At 40.2% G+C, this 15,674-nt stretch carries 13 protein-coding genes and 1 pseudogene; 11 read left to right on the forward strand and 3 right to left on the reverse strand.

The window, feature by feature from the left end:
* Window positions 1-59 precede the first annotated feature (59 nt).
* Both IGJ42_RS02615 and IGJ42_RS02620 read left to right on the forward strand, forming a co-directional pair.
* Window positions 60-773 (forward strand): GntR family transcriptional regulator, encoded by a 714-nt coding sequence (locus tag IGJ42_RS02615; protein ID WP_008377910.1) that lies wholly within the window; start codon window positions 60-62, stop codon window positions 771-773.
* Window positions 774-918: 145 nt separating this feature from the next.
* A complete protein-coding gene (locus IGJ42_RS02620) occupies window positions 919-2,247 on the forward strand; it encodes a PTS sugar transporter subunit IIC (protein WP_005227522.1) in 1,329 nt (442 codons plus the stop codon).
* A 191-nt stretch (window positions 2,248-2,438) separates the two neighbouring features.
* On the opposite strand, the gene IGJ42_RS02625 is transcribed toward IGJ42_RS02620, so the two are convergent.
* A complete protein-coding gene (locus IGJ42_RS02625) occupies window positions 2,439-3,191 on the reverse strand; it encodes a MurR/RpiR family transcriptional regulator (protein ID WP_139960418.1) in 753 nt (250 codons plus the stop codon).
* A gap of 145 nt (window positions 3,192-3,336) precedes the next feature.
* Between IGJ42_RS02625 and IGJ42_RS02630 the strand changes: the two genes are divergently transcribed.
* From IGJ42_RS02630 to IGJ42_RS02665, 8 genes and pseudogenes are all read left to right on the forward strand, one after another.
* Window positions 3,337-4,662 carry a 6-phospho-beta-glucosidase gene (locus IGJ42_RS02630; protein WP_139960419.1) on the forward strand — a complete coding sequence of 442 codons (1,326 nt, stop codon included), beginning with the start codon at window positions 3,337-3,339 and terminating at the stop codon, window positions 4,660-4,662.
* Between the two features lie 2 nt (window positions 4,663-4,664).
* Window positions 4,665-5,390 (forward strand): glucosamine-6-phosphate deaminase, encoded by a 726-nt coding sequence (locus tag IGJ42_RS02635; RefSeq protein WP_139960420.1) that lies wholly within the window; start codon window positions 4,665-4,667, stop codon window positions 5,388-5,390.
* A 14-nt stretch (window positions 5,391-5,404) separates the two neighbouring features.
* Window positions 5,405-6,667, forward strand: a complete 1,263-nt coding sequence (locus IGJ42_RS02640; RefSeq protein ID WP_016611331.1) for a PTS sugar transporter subunit IIC — start codon at window positions 5,405-5,407, stop codon at window positions 6,665-6,667.
* A 362-nt stretch (window positions 6,668-7,029) separates the two neighbouring features.
* Complete coding sequence (locus IGJ42_RS02645) at window positions 7,030-9,069, forward strand: BglG family transcription antiterminator (protein ID WP_429969042.1); 2,040 nt, start codon at window positions 7,030-7,032, stop codon at window positions 9,067-9,069.
* On the forward strand, window positions 9,066-9,347 hold the full coding sequence (locus IGJ42_RS02650; protein WP_005227537.1) for a PTS sugar transporter subunit IIB: 282 nt from the start codon (window positions 9,066-9,068) through the stop codon (window positions 9,345-9,347). The genes IGJ42_RS02645 and IGJ42_RS02650 overlap by 4 nt, the downstream gene beginning before the upstream one ends.
* 16 nt (window positions 9,348-9,363) lie before the next feature.
* Window positions 9,364-10,727, forward strand: a pseudogene (locus IGJ42_RS02655) (PTS ascorbate transporter subunit IIC).
* 22 nt (window positions 10,728-10,749) lie between these two features.
* Complete coding sequence (locus IGJ42_RS02660) at window positions 10,750-11,607, forward strand: transketolase (RefSeq protein WP_008377922.1); 858 nt, start codon at window positions 10,750-10,752, stop codon at window positions 11,605-11,607.
* A 3-nt stretch (window positions 11,608-11,610) separates the two neighbouring features.
* Complete coding sequence (locus IGJ42_RS02665) at window positions 11,611-12,573, forward strand: transketolase family protein (protein WP_139960424.1); 963 nt, start codon at window positions 11,611-11,613, stop codon at window positions 12,571-12,573.
* Between the two features lie 112 nt (window positions 12,574-12,685).
* On the opposite strand, the gene IGJ42_RS02670 is transcribed toward IGJ42_RS02665, so the two are convergent.
* Window positions 12,686-14,155, reverse strand: a complete 1,470-nt coding sequence (locus tag IGJ42_RS02670; protein ID WP_430615903.1) for a PH domain-containing protein — start codon at window positions 14,153-14,155, stop codon at window positions 12,686-12,688.
* Window positions 14,145-14,636 (reverse strand): PH domain-containing protein, encoded by a 492-nt coding sequence (locus IGJ42_RS02675; protein ID WP_034878068.1) that lies wholly within the window; start codon window positions 14,634-14,636, stop codon window positions 14,145-14,147. Before IGJ42_RS02675 ends, IGJ42_RS02670 begins: the two co-directional genes overlap by 11 nt.
* 382 nt (window positions 14,637-15,018) lie before the next feature.
* On the opposite strand from IGJ42_RS02675, the gene IGJ42_RS02680 reads away from it, so the two are divergent.
* A complete protein-coding gene (locus IGJ42_RS02680) occupies window positions 15,019-15,294 on the forward strand; it encodes a GyrI-like domain-containing protein (protein ID WP_008377930.1) in 276 nt (91 codons plus the stop codon).
* The last annotated feature ends 380 nt before the right edge of the window (window positions 15,295-15,674 follow it).

Raw genomic sequence — 15,674 nt, forward strand, 5'->3', positions numbered from 1 at the left:
AAAAAGACAATTTTTATGTTAAAGTATAAGTAATAGAGATGAGTATGAGGGAGTAAGTTATGAAGAAACAGCCAAAATATATGGAGGTTTATACGGAGGTAAAGAAAAAAATTGCCAATGGAACCTATCAAATCGGTGAAAAATTACCTACGGGCGATGAACTTGCGCATGAGTATCAAACAAGTAAGCTCACTGTGAAGAAAGGTATTGATATGCTAGTATCAGAGGGAGTTTTACGAACACGTAGTGGATTTGGAACGGAAGTTCTACGCAGACCAATTGATAATTCGAAAGTGTTTGGACCAAATGAAGGTCTTTTTGATTTAGTAGGGGAAGAACATGTGACTTCTGAAATCCATACGTTCTCAATTGAGTTGCCATCGAATGAAGTTGCAGAAATTTTAGAAATAAATCAAAAAGAGTATGTCTATAATATTATTAGAAGTCGTTTTATTGATGAACAGCCTTATTCTATTGAGCAAACGTTTATGCCACTTTCTGTTATACCGGGGTTAGAACCAAAGCATTTGAAACGTTCTGTATATGGCTACATTACAAATGAGCTTAGTCTAGAGATTAAATCTTCCCATATTTGGATCAAAGGGGATGTGGCAAATGATTTCGATGCGGAAATTCTTTCTGTAAAACCAGGCGAGTTTATGATAGAGGTAGACAAAGTGGTGTCATTGTCTTCTGGTATACCGTTTGAATATTCTCTTTCGAGACATTTATACAAAGATTTTATTTTTGAAGCAGTTTTTGTTGAGAAGTGAAGACTAACGAATTTCGTTGGTCTTTTTTTGACTTTCGAAAAAAGATATATAATTTTAAATAAAGATATTTACTTTTTGGAAGAGCTGGTGTATGATCATCCCATAAGCAATCGCTTACAACTAAAAAAGGAGACTGATTGGAATTATGAGTAAAAAAGATGCTATTTTTGAAAAGTTCGGAATAATAGCCACAAGGTTAGGGAACCAGATTCATCTTCGAACACTAAGGGATGCTTTCGCCACTTTTATGCCTTTTATGATGTTGGCGGGATTTGTTACATTGATCAACTATGTTATTTTAGAGCCAACAGGATTTATGGGAAATATTATTGATCCAGCAACATTAACGACGATTCAAGAGATCGGGACTTCCATCAGTAATGGAACGCTAAGTATAACGACACTATTAGTTGTTGCGGCAGTTTCTTATCATATGTGTGTTAGCAGAAATTATACAAATCATATTGCTGCTGTTCTAGTCGCTATTTCAACGTTTATTGTTCTCACCCCTATGATGACGATGTTTACACCAGAAGGAAGTCAAGAAGCGCTGGAAGTAGGTGGGGTTATTCCTGTCACTCATACTGGTGCGTCAGGAATGTTCGTTGGAATTTTTGTGGGCTTAGCTGCTACGGAACTCTTTATTAAGTTATCTAATAATAAAAAGTTACAAATTCAATTGTCAGGAAATATCCCTCCAGCTGTGTTGAAGTCTTTTAACGTCCTTATTCCAATCATGATTACCGTGACTACCTTCGCAATTGGTTCATTTGCTGTCAATCAATTATTCAATATGGATGTTAATTCGTTGATTACTACTCTAATCACTGGGCCTTTAAGTAGGGTAACGACAGGTTTACCAGGGTTCCTCTTAATTACCTCAATTGCAAATCTCTTTTTTGGGTTTGGAATTCATCAAGCAGTGATATCAGGTTCACTTCTCGATCCGTTCTTGATTCAAAATATGCAAGAGAATATGGCTGCTTATGCGAATAGGGAAGATATTCCACATATCATAAACATGGCATTTAAAGATACGTTTGCTGTTATGGGAGGGTCAGGAAATACTATTGCTTTGCTAATTGCTATTTTTATCTTTAGTCGTCGTAAAGATTACAAAGACTTTGCAAAATTATCCGTAACTCCAGCACTTTTTAATATCAGTGAACCAATCATTTTTGGTTTACCAATTGTTTTCAATATTAGTTTGATTATTCCATTTGTATTGGCGCCGATTTTTTCCCTAACAGTTGCATATTTTGCGACAGCTGTTGGTTTGATCAATCATGTAGTCGTGCAGATACCTTGGACCACTCCTCCCGTCATATCTGGATTTTTAGCAACTGGTGGCGATTGGCGAGCATCAGTCTTACAAATTGCGATCATTGCTGTGAGTGTTTTTATCTACTTACCATTTTTACGTATCGATGAAAAAGTTACCTCAACAATAGGAAATGAAGAGGCAAATGATTGAGAAGAGGAAACTTCACAAGATTTTTTGAAGTCGTCTCAAACCAAAGGGACGAGAAACAAATAAATTGAACAAATTTGTATATCAAAAAGAGACCACATAGATACATGTGAGTCTCTTTTTTTTGTGGAAATATCAATCAGTGAACTTGTGAATAGAGGGAAAGAATTACCTGAAGAATTTTTTTTACAAATCTATTGAGTTTCCATTCTATTTCTCACGGTTTTGGCTAACTTTTCAATAATATACATTGCCGGTATCTGGGTTGTAATATCAGCTTCATTAATTTTTTCTAGCGAAATATTATAGGTTATTGAAATATCAGCTAATTTAGAAAGTGTTGAATTAGAGCTGCTGGTAATTCCTATTACTGAGCTTTCTGATAGATTCAAATGATTTAAATATTGAATGATTTCTGTGGTCTCGCCGGAAACGGATAAAGCGACGATACACATTTTTTTTGCTAACTCAGTGGATAGGTAATTAATAGGATAATTACTAGGATCTTCAATGCGAATCGCCATGTTAAATAGTGACGAGAAATAAAGAGAACCATATTCAGCAACAACATTTGAGGAGCCTACGCCAATAAAAATGATCAGCTCTTTTTCCATCAATAAGTGAACTGCCTCATCAAATTTATCTTCAAAGAATTTGTCTTGTGTCCGTGCTAAAAAATTCAAGAGTTCACTCTCAAAATCAAGTGTTTTTACCTCTTTTTCTTCTTTAAGAGATTCGAGATACGCACTGAGGTAAATTTTAAATTCAGAAAAACCGGTACAGCGAAATTTTTTACAAAAGCGTAGTACGCTGGCAGTACTCGTATGACTTTTCTCAGCTAATTCACGAATACTCATGGAAGCAACTGCATTTACGTCTGAAATTATTGCTTTATATACTTCAATATCCGTTTCATTTAAGTCTGGTTGATAGTCAAGAAACAACATAGTAATCCCCTCCTGTTACAAATTGTAACAGGATTGTAACCGGTGTCAATCGTCTGTTTTTGTAACCGTTTACTTAAAGGCGGTATTTAAGGGGATAAAAATAATCTATACTGACCATGTAGTTAAGTTAAAGGAGTGTTTCAGGATGGATAAAGGAATAAAAATTGCAACAATTGGCGGTGGATCAAGTTATACACCAGAATTGATAGAAGGATTTATTAAACGATATGCTGAATTACCGATTTCAGAATTATGGCTTGTGGATATTGAACAAGGAAGAGAGAAATTAGAAATAGTTGGGGAACTTACTAAACGTATGGTAAAAAAAGCGAACCTTCCAATGAAAATTTATATGACTCTTGATCGTGAAGCGGCATTAAAGGATGCGGACTTCGTTACGACGCAATTTCGTGTAGGTCTTTTGGAAGCGCGAGCGAAAGACGAGAGAATTCCTTTAACATATGACACGATTGGACAAGAAACGAATGGTCCAGGAGGGCTTTTTAAAGGATTACGCACGATTCCTGTTATCTTAGAAATAGTGAAAGACATGGAGCGCCTATGCCCAGAAGCATGGCTGATCAACTTCACTAATCCAGCTGGCATGGTGACAGAAGCTGTCTTACGCCATAGCAATATGCGTAGAGTAGTAGGTTTGTGTAATGGACCAATTGGAATAGAACGTGGCATTGCAGAAACATTAAAAGTACCCAAAGAAGAATTATATGTTGAATTTACTGGGCTAAATCATATGGTTTTTGCGAAAAAGATTTATCATAAAGGGATTGATGTGACCCAAAAAGTACTTACATTGATGACGCAAGATACTGGCGATGCAGTTGGTCTGAAAAACATTGCTGATTTAGAATGGGAACCAAATTTTTTCCGAACACTTGGCATGATTCCCATCGGCTATTTAAGGTATTACTATCAAACAGCTACTATGTTGTCTGAGCAAAAACGATCAGCAGAGAAAGAAGGAACTCGTGCAGAAGTTGTGCAGAAAATCGAACATGAGTTGTTTGAACTTTATAAAGATGAACATCTAGCAATCAAACCACCTCAATTGTCAGAACGTGGGGGCGCTTATTATAGTGAAGCAGCATGTAATTTAATTAATTCCATCTATAATGACAAACGTGATATTCAAACGGTCAATACAAGAAATAATGGTGCCATTAGTGATATCGATTGTGATTCAGCGGTTGAAGTAAATTGTTTGATTACAAAACAAGGACCGATCCCTTTGACTACAGGTGAATTACCTATTCCTATCAAAGGACTAGTTCAACAAATTAAGTCTTTTGAACGTATAGCGGCCCAAGCAGCTGTTACGGGAGACTATAACACTGCTTTATTAGCGATGACGATCAATCCCTTAGTTCCAAGTGATAGGACAGCAAAGCAACTACTTGATGAAATGCTTTTAGCACACAAAGAATATCTGCCGAATTTTTTTAAAGGAGAATGACAATGAAAGTAAAATACTATGTTGAGGCAAATTACCAAGAAGTCAGTAAGATCTGTGCAAAACTCATTTTAGATGTCTTAAAAGAAAAGCCAAATGGGTTATATTGCTTTGCAGGTGGTGATACACCCGTAGGAACGCTTAACATCATTGCAGAAGCAGCAATCAACAAAGAAATAGATTTATCCCAGGCAAAGTTTATTGAACTAGATGAATGGGTTGGAATCGATCCGAAAAATGAAGGCAGTTGTCTATCCTATTTAAAAAGAAACTTATTCAATCGGGTTCCTATTGACCTAAAGCAACTTCACACATTTGATCCTTTAGCCGATGATTTAAATGAGGAATGCAAAAAAGCTGATAAATTTATCGAGGAGAATGGAGGATTAACACTGAGTTTGCTTGGGGTTGGAGTAAATGGGCACTTAGGTTTTAATGAGCCTGGTTCGTCCTTCGAAGATAAAGCTCATATAGTGAACTTAGACGAATCAACCCAAAGTGTTGGGAAAAAATATTTTTCAGATGAGAAAGTTGATCGTACGAAAGGAATTACGTTAGGTATAGGACAATTATTACAATCTGGAACAATGATCGTACAAGCTAGTGGAGCAAAAAAGAAATCTGCGATACAACAATTTCTATGCGGTACGATTACAAAAGAGTGTCCAGTTACTTCTCTATGGTTGCACAAAGATCCTGTATTGGTGGTTGATAAGGAAGTCGTGAACTAAAAGGAGGAAAAAAGATGCAGGTCATTGAGAACAAGGTATTGCCTATATTGCTGAAAATAGGCAATAGTAAACACTTAGTTGCTATAAGAAATGGGATTTCCATGACGATTCCTTTTACTATTGTTGGAAGTATCTTCCTAATCATTGGTAACTTTCCAATACAGTCATGGATGGATTTTGTGTCAAATTGGGGGCCGCAGTTGAATGCACCAGTCAATGTTACGTTCGGAATCCTTGGACTGATATCTGCCATTGGTATAGGCTATCATTTAGGAAAAGAGTTTGGTGTTGATGCTATTTCTAATTCGATGCTCACAACTATCGGCTTTCTTCTAGCAACATTAAACGATGACTGGACGATAAATTTGGCTAATTTTGGTGCTAGTGGTATGTTTACCGCGATCATTGTTGGGGTCTTTGTTACTCATGCTTTTAAATGGTTTGTCACTCACAATATTGTAATAAAAATGCCAGAGGGTGTGCCGCCCACTGTAGCAACCTCTTTTGCAACGTTAATCCCAGGGGCATTTATTCTGACCGTTATATGGATCGTCAGAACTTTATTAGGGGTTGATATCAATGAAATCATTACTATTGTTTTCCAACCTTTAATGCAAGGGATGGGAACACTCCCAGGCATGCTGTTATACACACTTCTCGTTTGTTTGCTATGGATATGTGGAATCCACGGAGACAATGTTTTGTCTGGAATTGCGACCCCTGTTTTCCTAAGTTATCTTGCTGATAATACGGCAGCTTTTCAAAGTGGTGCAGAAGTACCTCATGTTTTTGCCGATGGATTTTGGATTGTCTTTATGTGTTTAGGCGGAACTGGAGCAACACTCGGTCTAGTGTTAAATATGCTCCATTCCAGAAGTAAGATGTATAAGTCGATTGGACGATTATCTTTGCCGTCAGCTATTTTTTGTATCAATGAACCGGTTATTTTTGGTTTGCCTATTGTGATGAATCCTGTAATGCTTATTCCGTTTATAGCAACGCCTATGGTCCTATGTATCGGTACGTATATCTTAATGAATATTGGTATAGTAGGACCGATTGTTATTCAAGTTCCATGGACTATTCCTCCTATTATTGGTCCTTATTTAGCTACTAATGGTAGTATTGGAGCAGCCGTTTGGTCTTTTGTATCGATTTTCATTTCATATTTTATTTATATGCCATTTTTCAAAATATTGGAAAAGCAGCAAGTGAAAAATGAAACCGCAGAGGCGCAAGAAACGGAAACAACGATTCCTGTGAGTATAAGTGAGTAGATAGAAGAAGCCTATTTTCCATCATTCATTAAGATAAGTATTTTTAGGTATCAGAAAATAACTTTAAAAAAGTATATTGGAAAAAAGACGATTGTCCTTCATGATTCTGATAGTTTCAATAATAAAACAACAAATAGCATCATTATCTAAGCGAATCAGTAAATGATTCGCTTTTTTAATGTTGTATTTTTTATCATTTGCTTCTATCAATAAAACCTTCTCGAATACTTTATTGGATGTTATGGTAATCCTTGAAATCTCCTCTTCGGTCTATCGTTTAAAAAAAACGGAGCTTCAGTTGTACCGATAAATGATGGCGATTTCATTTTGTGCAAGCTATAGTTTAGGTGGGGGTAGCAAATATGATTCATTTCAAATTGACGTATCTGTTTTCAGAACCAAATATTGAGGCGTTTCTTCAGTTGACGAAGTGGAGGGATGAGGAATTTCTGGCGGAGATTGCCAAGATCAATCAAATCACTGAACAGCGGTTGAATCAACGAATCACGATGCATGAGGGAGAAGTTTTGATTCCTTCGCTGATTCAACGAAAATGGCCGGAAATTCTTTTCGATGTCCAGAAGAACACGTTGTTTTTTTCGGAAGAAGAGCGGCGGTCCATGATTTATCTTCTGACTTTTTCAGCAGTGAAAGACTTATCCGTCTACCAGTTTCAAGATCTGTTCTATGTCAGTAAAAATACGATTTTGAAGGACTTAAAGGGGATCAGAGAGGAACTTGCAGCTTTAAAGATTCAACTATTGTACTCTCGAAAATATGGCTTTTATCTAGAGGGAGAGGAATATCAGATTCGCGCTCTTGCTTTTCGAAAAGTCAGTGCGTTATCCAATACGAAAAATGGGAATTTGCTTTTATTTGAGGGAATCTATGAGCAGAATAAAACGATATATATTCAAATAAGAGATCGTTTGTCCGCAACATTGACTGCCTTCAATCTGGTGATCGTACCGAGCCGCTTCGAAGAAATGCTTTATTTTCTTAATTATTTATCCTTTCGGATGGCAGAAACGGCTGTTTCTTTAGCGGAGACAGAAACATCGCTGCTACAGTCGCTGCATGTCCATCAAGTTAGTCAGCAGTTTTTAGCAGAATTTCCTGCCATCAAAGATCGGAAAACAGAAGAACTTTATGTAACGATCCTGTTGAAAACGATTCTGCAAGGAGATATCGAAGATACTTCATTAGAGTTTTTATTGGAATGTGCCAGTAAGATCATTCATGAAATGGAACGGCTGGCAGCTATCGAGTTTGTGGACTATCGCACCCTTTTGATGAACACATTCTATCATCTTGTCCCGGCGTATTTTCGAATCCGCTACGGTTTTCCACTGGAGAATGTACTGATTGAAGAAATCAAGCTGCAATACAATGAGTTGTTTGAACTGACGAGACGAGCACTGGGTTCTTTAGAAGACCTAGTCGGTACGATCCCTGATGAAGAAATCGGTTATTTTACGATTTTGTTTGGTGGAGAAATCAGTAAACAAAAGGCCAAACGTGATTACTTCCAATTGAATGCATTAGTTGTCTGCCCAAGCGGCATCAGTTCATCCTTGATTTTGGAATCAGAATTAAAGGAACTGTTTCCCCAGATCCATTTTTTGCCGGCTCGTTCGATCGAAGAGTATGAAAATGTTCGTTTCAATGAAGAGATTGATCTGATTTTTTCCAGTGCCCCGATCAAAACCAAACGACCATGTTATGTGATCAATCCGATTATGACGCCCATTGAGAAGGATGAACTGCTTAGAAACGTACAAGCGGCATTCTTTCCTTCAAAAACTGGTTTGCATTCCATTGACGATGTGTTAGAAGTGATTTTGCCCTATGTTGATTTAAAAGCAGGCATCAGTAAGCAAAAGCTGAGAAAAATTTTGCAAAGAAAAATCAATCGAGAATTGAATAGAAGGGAAGACCAACGTCCGATGTTATCAGATTTATTAACAGCAGAAACCATCCAATTTACCGAGGTGCCGCTGACTTGGCAAGAAGCCATTCGAGAAGCTGCTGCACCATTAAAAAAGACTAATAAGATTGAGGAACAGTATATAACCGCCATGATCAATAAAGTGGTGGATCACGGTCCCTTTATCCATATTGGAAAAGGCATCGCTTTGCCTCATGCGCGTCCAGAAGATGGGGTCAATGCGATCGGGATGTCGTTATTAAAAGTCAAAGAGCCAGTGCTTTTAAATGATGATCCGCAACACCCCATTCAAGTGTTTATATGTTTGGCAGCAGTTGACAATGAGCTCCATCTAAAAGCGTTAGCGAGTTTAACAAAAATTTTGTCGAATAATGAAAAACTAACTGCGTTACTTTCCGCAACCAATGCGGATCAAATAATTGAAGTGATCAGAGAAGGAGAAGATGAAAAATGAAATTTGCAGCAGTGTGTGGATCAGGATTAGGATCAAGTTTTATGGTGGAGATGAATATCAATTCTGTATTAAATGAATTGGGTGTCTCAGGTGTGGAAGTGTCCCATTATGATTTAGGAAGTGCCGCACCCGATATGGCGGATGTTTTCTTCGTTGGTGGCGATTTAGCCGATAGTGCGCAGCATCTAGGTGAGATCGTGGTGTTAGACAGTATTATCGATCTCGATGAATTGAAGCAAAAGGTTCAAGCCGTTTGTCAGGAAAAAGGATTACTATAAAAAGGAGTAGACAGTCATGAACGAATTTTTAGATATTCTTGTTGATATCGCGAGTACCCCAGCGATCTTAGTTGCGCTGATCGCTGTTTTGGGGAATGTACTGCAGAAAAAAGACATTGCCACGATCGTCAAAGGGGGCATCAAAACCTTTGTTGGGTTTCTCGTGGTCACTGCCGGGGCTGGGGTGATCGAAAGCTCTCTGGCGCCATTTGGGGAGATGTTCCAAGCAGCCTTTAACATGCAAGGGGTCGTACCTAATAACGAAGCGATCGTTGCGCTGGCTTTGACGACTTACGGCACCTATACCGCACTTATTATGTTAGCCGGAATGGCCTTCAATATTTTGATTGCCCGTATCACTCGCTTTAAATACATTTATTTGACTGGGCATGCCACGTTGTATATGGCTTGCATGATTGCGGTGATTTTGAGCGTTACTGGAATGAATACTTTTAATCTAGTTTTATTTGGCGGCTTAGCGTTAGGGATCTGTAACACGATTTTCCCAGCGATCGCACAACCGTTTACTCGAGAAATTACTAAAAATGATTCCGTCGCATTGGGGCATACGGGGAACTTCGGCTACGCATTGAGCGGGTTGATTGGGAAATACGTCGGCAATAAGGAAAAATCTACCGAAGACATCAATTTTCCGAAAGGCCTGTCTTTCTTGCGGGACTCTACTGTTAGTATCACGATTACGATGGCTATTGTATACGTGATCGTAGCAGTTTTTGCTGGGAGTGAATTTATTACAGAAAATCTTAGCAATGGCACGAACTCGATCATTTATTCGTTGCAGCAAGCCGGTTCGTTTGCCGCTGGTGTCTTTGTGATTTTAGCTGTGTCCGTCTGATTTTGGCAGAAATCGTACCAGCCTTTAAAGGGATTTCCGAAAAGCTTGTTCCTAATGCGATTCCTGCATTGGATTGCCCTATCGTCTTTCCTTATGCGCCAAATGCTGTTCTGATTGGTTTTCTAACCAGCTTTGTCGGTGGAATCGTTAGTTTGATCATCATGGTCTTCACAGGAACAACCGTTATTATTCCAGGTGTCGTGCCCCATTTCTTCTGTGGCGCAACGGCAGGTGTTTACGGCAATGCAACGGGTGGTGTGCGAGGCGCCGTGATTGGTTCCTTTATTCATGGGATCATTATCAGCTTCATGCCGATCTTGTTGATGCCAGTCATGGGGGATCTTGGGTTCCAAGGATCAACTTTCTCTGATACCGACTATGGAGTTGCAGGGATCTTCCTGGGAAACTTAGCCAATATGGGCGGTCAAATCGCCATCTTCTCAGGGATAATTGCGGTAGTCGCGGTCTTGATCGGATTGACGATTTTCAAGAAAAACAGCCGGGCAAAATCTGTTTCTGAATAAATAGAGGATGGAGGGATAAATAGTGGCAATCAGTGAACAAGAATACCACGAACTCGAAAGATTAGCGGCAAAGATTCGTTTAGATACCCTTTGCAGCATCAAGAAAATGGGGCAAGGCCATCTGGGCGGTTCCTTTTCAATTGTTGAATTATTGGCCGTTTTGTACGGCAAACAGCTGCGGGTCAATCCACAAGATCCACAGTGGGCGGATCGTGACCGACTCGTTTTATCAAAAGGACATGCTGGCGCCGCACTGTACAGTGCATTAGCAAATACGGGCTATTTTGATCGGTCGTGGTTATGGACGATCAATGAGGGCGGCACGAGACTGCCTTCCCATCCGGATCGCTGGAAAACGCCGGGGGTTGATGCCACCACAGGTTCACTGGGGCAGGGAACTTCCATGGCTGCCGGGATCGCGACAGGCCTGCGCTTGGCAGGCAAGGACAATTTTGTTTATTTGATCGTTGGAGATGGTGAACTAAATGAAGGACAGTGCTGGGAAGCCTTCCAATACATTGCCCACTTTAAACTGAATCACTGTATCGTCATTATTGATGACAATAAAAAACAGCTAGATGGGCCAACCAAAGACATTCTTGATCCCTTTGACATCCAGCAGAAGATGACTGCTTTTGGCTTTTATACAGAAAAAGTTCCAGGGGCAGACATGCAAGCCATTGATGAGGCAATCGAGCGCTGCAAAGCAATCGAAGACCAAGCGGTTTGCATTGTCTTGGACAGCGTGAAAGGACAAGGCGTTCCTTTCTTTGAAGAACTAGATGCCAATCACTCCGTGAAGTTTACCACGGATGAGATCAATCAAGCGGCAGAAGCGGCAATCAAAGAATTGACGATAAAAATCGAAGGAGGACGCTAAGGCATGTTTACATTAAGCAAAACCACTGCTGCTGGTAAAGAGCTGCGAACTTGTGTCGTTGACACATTGGTGGAACTCATGGATGAAAATAACCAGCTAGTTGCGTTAGATGCCGACCTTGGTTCTGCCAGCGGCTGGACAGCGATTGCCAACAAACATCCCCAACGCTTTATCAACATGGGGATCGCGGAAGCCAATATGGTTGGCGTCGCTGCTGGCTTGAGTTTAACTGGCTATACACCTTTTATCCACACTTTTGGGCCATTTGCAACGCGCCGGGTATTCGATCAGCTGTTTATTTCTGGCGGCTATGGCGGCAATACGATCAACATTTACGGTTCTGATCCGGGGTTTGCAGTCGGACACAACGGCGGCACCCATACGACATGGGAAGATGTGGCTTTGATGAGAATGATTCCCCAATCGATCGTCTGCGATGCAGCGGATGAAGTCCAAATGGCGTGGATCATAAAAACCTTTAGCCAATTATCCGGCATTCATTACGTACGAGGCAATCGGAAAGCTGTTCCAACGATTTATGAAAAAGGCTCGACCTTTGAACTAGGAAAAGGCAATGTTTTAAGACCAGGCGATGAACTGTTGTTGATTGCCAGTGGCCAACTGGTTTCTGAAACACTGCAAGTGGCAGAAGAATTAGCAGAAATAGGAATCAGCTGCGAAGTGATCGACATGTTCACCATCAAACCGATCGATAAAGAATTGATCATCCGCGAAGTTCAGGGAAAACGGCAAGTCATCACCATCGAAAATCATTCTATCACCGGTGGACTAGGGAGTGCCGTCGCCGAAGTGCTTGCTGAAACTGGCAGTGCTGTCCCCTTAAAACGTATTGGTGTCAACGAACGATTTGGCCAAGTCGGCATACCCGATTTCCTGCAAAAAGAATATGGCTTAGATGCTGCTTCAATCAAGCAGCAAATAGTTGAGGGGAAGGTCAGGGGATAGAAAAAGGAAGCATCAACGAATCAATGGTTGGTGCTTCCTTCTCATTTATTTCAGGACTTGCAAAAAACGTCAAACAACGCGTCAGTCCTACTGTTTGACATTTTTTTTTGAACTACGACAAAAACCAGCGCCGTAACTTTTCTGCTTCGGTTAATGGGAAGTAGAACAGCTTACTTTCGGTGAAGGTATCTTCGGTTTTGATGGTCAACTGTAACTTGCCCAGACCTTTTTTGTGCTGCCAATACGTCGTGGTGACGGTGAAATCTTGGATTTTATTTTTCTTCAGATAAGCGGTCACCTTTGTTAAGCCGCGAATCGTTTGACACAACAATACATGGTTATCTAAAAAATGATACCCTTGTATTTTGCCCCGCCAGATGCTTGATAACACGAAGGAGCCAAAGAACACGAAGAAAATCAGCGCTAACCACCAGAAAAAGAAGGCGGAGATTCCTACAACAAGCAGCCCGATAAGCAGTGGCCAACGGCAAAAGTACCAAAAGTTGGGTCGCGGATTTTTCACTAGAGTGGTTTGTTGAAACGACCATTCAGGTAAAAAGCGGGCCAATGTTTCGGTCAGCTGCGCCTCTTTCAAAATGGGGAACAGATAGACCGTATCATCGCTTTCTGAAGAACTGCCAGCAGCCAGCAGTAACTTGACGGAGCTTAGATGAAAGATTCGGCGATAAAGATTTTGTTCGACACTTAGCCCTTGGATCCTAGCGAGGGGAATCGTTTGGTGTCGTTTAGAAAACAAGCCTTGCGTGATCAGCAGCTGTTGTTGGTTCGTTTCCACCGTAAAGCCATAATAGCGGAAAAGATTTCTAGCGATCGCAAGGAAGAAAAACAAAATCAGCAGTCCTAGCAAAAGCGCAGCACCTAATAAAAGGCCGAGTTGTTGCAATTCCGATGCATAGGTAAAGAGATTGGGAATGTTGTCGATCACGTTGTAGCCGATGACTAGAACCAAGGTGAAAACAGAAAAATCAGTGATAGAAAACAAGAAAATCTCCTTGAATTTCAAAGTGAATGTTTCTAACGGCGGATTTGCTGTTTCCTCACCCGAAAAAACAGTAGCGTAATTATTGGTTGGTTCTTCTCCACTAGCTGCTTGGGCAGTCGGCTCTTGTGGTGTCGCAGCTGCTTTTTTTGACGCTTCGATGGAGGCAATGAGAGCCAGCGGCAACGCTGGGAAAAGAATTTCGGCTTCGCCACTCGAACTTGCGGCGCTTTCCAATTTCACTTCAGCTAATTTAAATGGACGTAAATAAAAGTAATGATTCTCTTGAATGGTTTGGATGCGTTCAAATGGCAAAATCGTTTGTTTTTGGATAAAGAGTCCTTTGTTGACTAGTACACTCGTTTGATCGATTTGAAAGGTAAAGCGGGCGTAAGACAGTACCGCAAAAATCAGACACACCAGTAAAAATAGCAGAATGCCGCCCAGAATCATTGGCAAAGAAGGGGCGTCGTTGAATAATTTGAATACAAGCAGAAACGCTAGTACCAGAAAATTTTTGCAATTTTTGAACCAATAAAGACCGATACACAGCAACGGCAGTCGTTGTTTTTCATAGATCATCTTTGACCACCTCGACTAAAGTCATAATGGTTTCTCGCAAGCGTTCGGCTTGCGCCACTGGCAAGCCTTCAATGGTGTGGTTGGTGGCAGCCGTATGGATCTGTAAGGAGACTAAGGAGTATTTTCGCAAAAAGATCCCTTGGTCTGTTTCGATATGCTGGATTCGGCGGATCGGAATATACGTGGTGCTGCGGAATAGATAGCCGTGTTGAATGGCGATATCATTTTCTTGGATCTCGTAGCGATGAAATTTGTAACGGTAGCTCATTAGCACAAAAGAAAGCAGATGGCTGATCAAAGTCAGCGCCAATAAGCTTGACCAAAGGGTGATCACCCAGAAATGCAGCCAGTTTTGCGTGGCTAGAAACCAAAAAGAAGCAGCGAAAATCAGGCTGAAAATAATCAGTGACGTAATCCTTCGCAACCGCCAAACACGAATGATGGTTTGAGGCATTTGTTCATTTAATAAGGGATAATTCAAGGGAAACATCCTCTCTACATAGAAATAAATAGGGTTACCCACAAATATAGTGGAGATAGAAGAAAAAAACAAGGTCAGGAATTAAAAATAGTTAATTGTGATTTAAATATTGTTGCGAATAGGTAAAAAAAGAAAAAGCCACGTTTAGCTAACCAATGAGCATGAGTTTGTTCGTCATGAAAAAAGCGAATCTGCTATTGACTCTCCCTCAAGAGGAGCCAGTATGCTTTAGTAGAATAGGGCGATTTCTGTAGAAAATGATTGAGGTTGCTGGGCTGTCAAAAGAAATCAATGGACGCAAAACAATTGATCAACTGACCTTTTTGGTATTGGAATACCGCTGGTCGTACTATTTTTGACCAATAGGATTGGTGGAGATAAAGTGAGGGGGGCTGTTTCTTATACATCACAAGATAGTGATTTGACCTTCAGGCAGATAGAAGAAGTACCACAAGCAGTTTGTACGGTCCATAGAGGAGCCTATGCAGAATTTCCGAAAGCCTATGCTGCAGTTATCCAGTTTGTTGAAAACAACGGCTATCGAATCACAGGGCCTTTTCGTGAAAGCTATATTGATGGCATTTGGAATAAAGAAAGTGAAGAGGAAGGGCTGACTGAGATCCAGCTTCCTGTTGAAAAAATCAGCAGGCGACAGTAAGCAGAGACGTAGTTTGATGCAGTTTTTTTGTTAGGCAAGGTGTGAATTGCAGTAAGAACTTCTTTTATCGAAGGAAAGCAGGCGATTCCCATTGACAAATCGACTAGCGCCTTCTAAACTAAAGGCAGAAAAACAAGAGAAAAAGGTGATGGCTCCGGCCTATCTGCTGTTATTCCTTCGTTAACAGGGGTAGGACTGGAAAAGAGTAAATAAAATCAATTTCATAGGCAAAAAATTGACTGCATGCAGTTTTATTTGAAGTGCCTATCATTGATTTTATTTTACTCTTCACTTTTTGATCTTCATCGTTTGAAGGTTGACCGCAGAGTGAAATCTGCGGTCTTTTTTGTTTTTCAATTATTTTGAAAGGGGAAAATAAG

The sequence above is a fragment of the Enterococcus sp. DIV1067f genome (assembly GCF_050543505.1).
Taxonomy (GTDB): Bacteria; Bacillota; Bacilli; order Lactobacillales; family Enterococcaceae; genus Enterococcus_D; species Enterococcus_D entomosocium.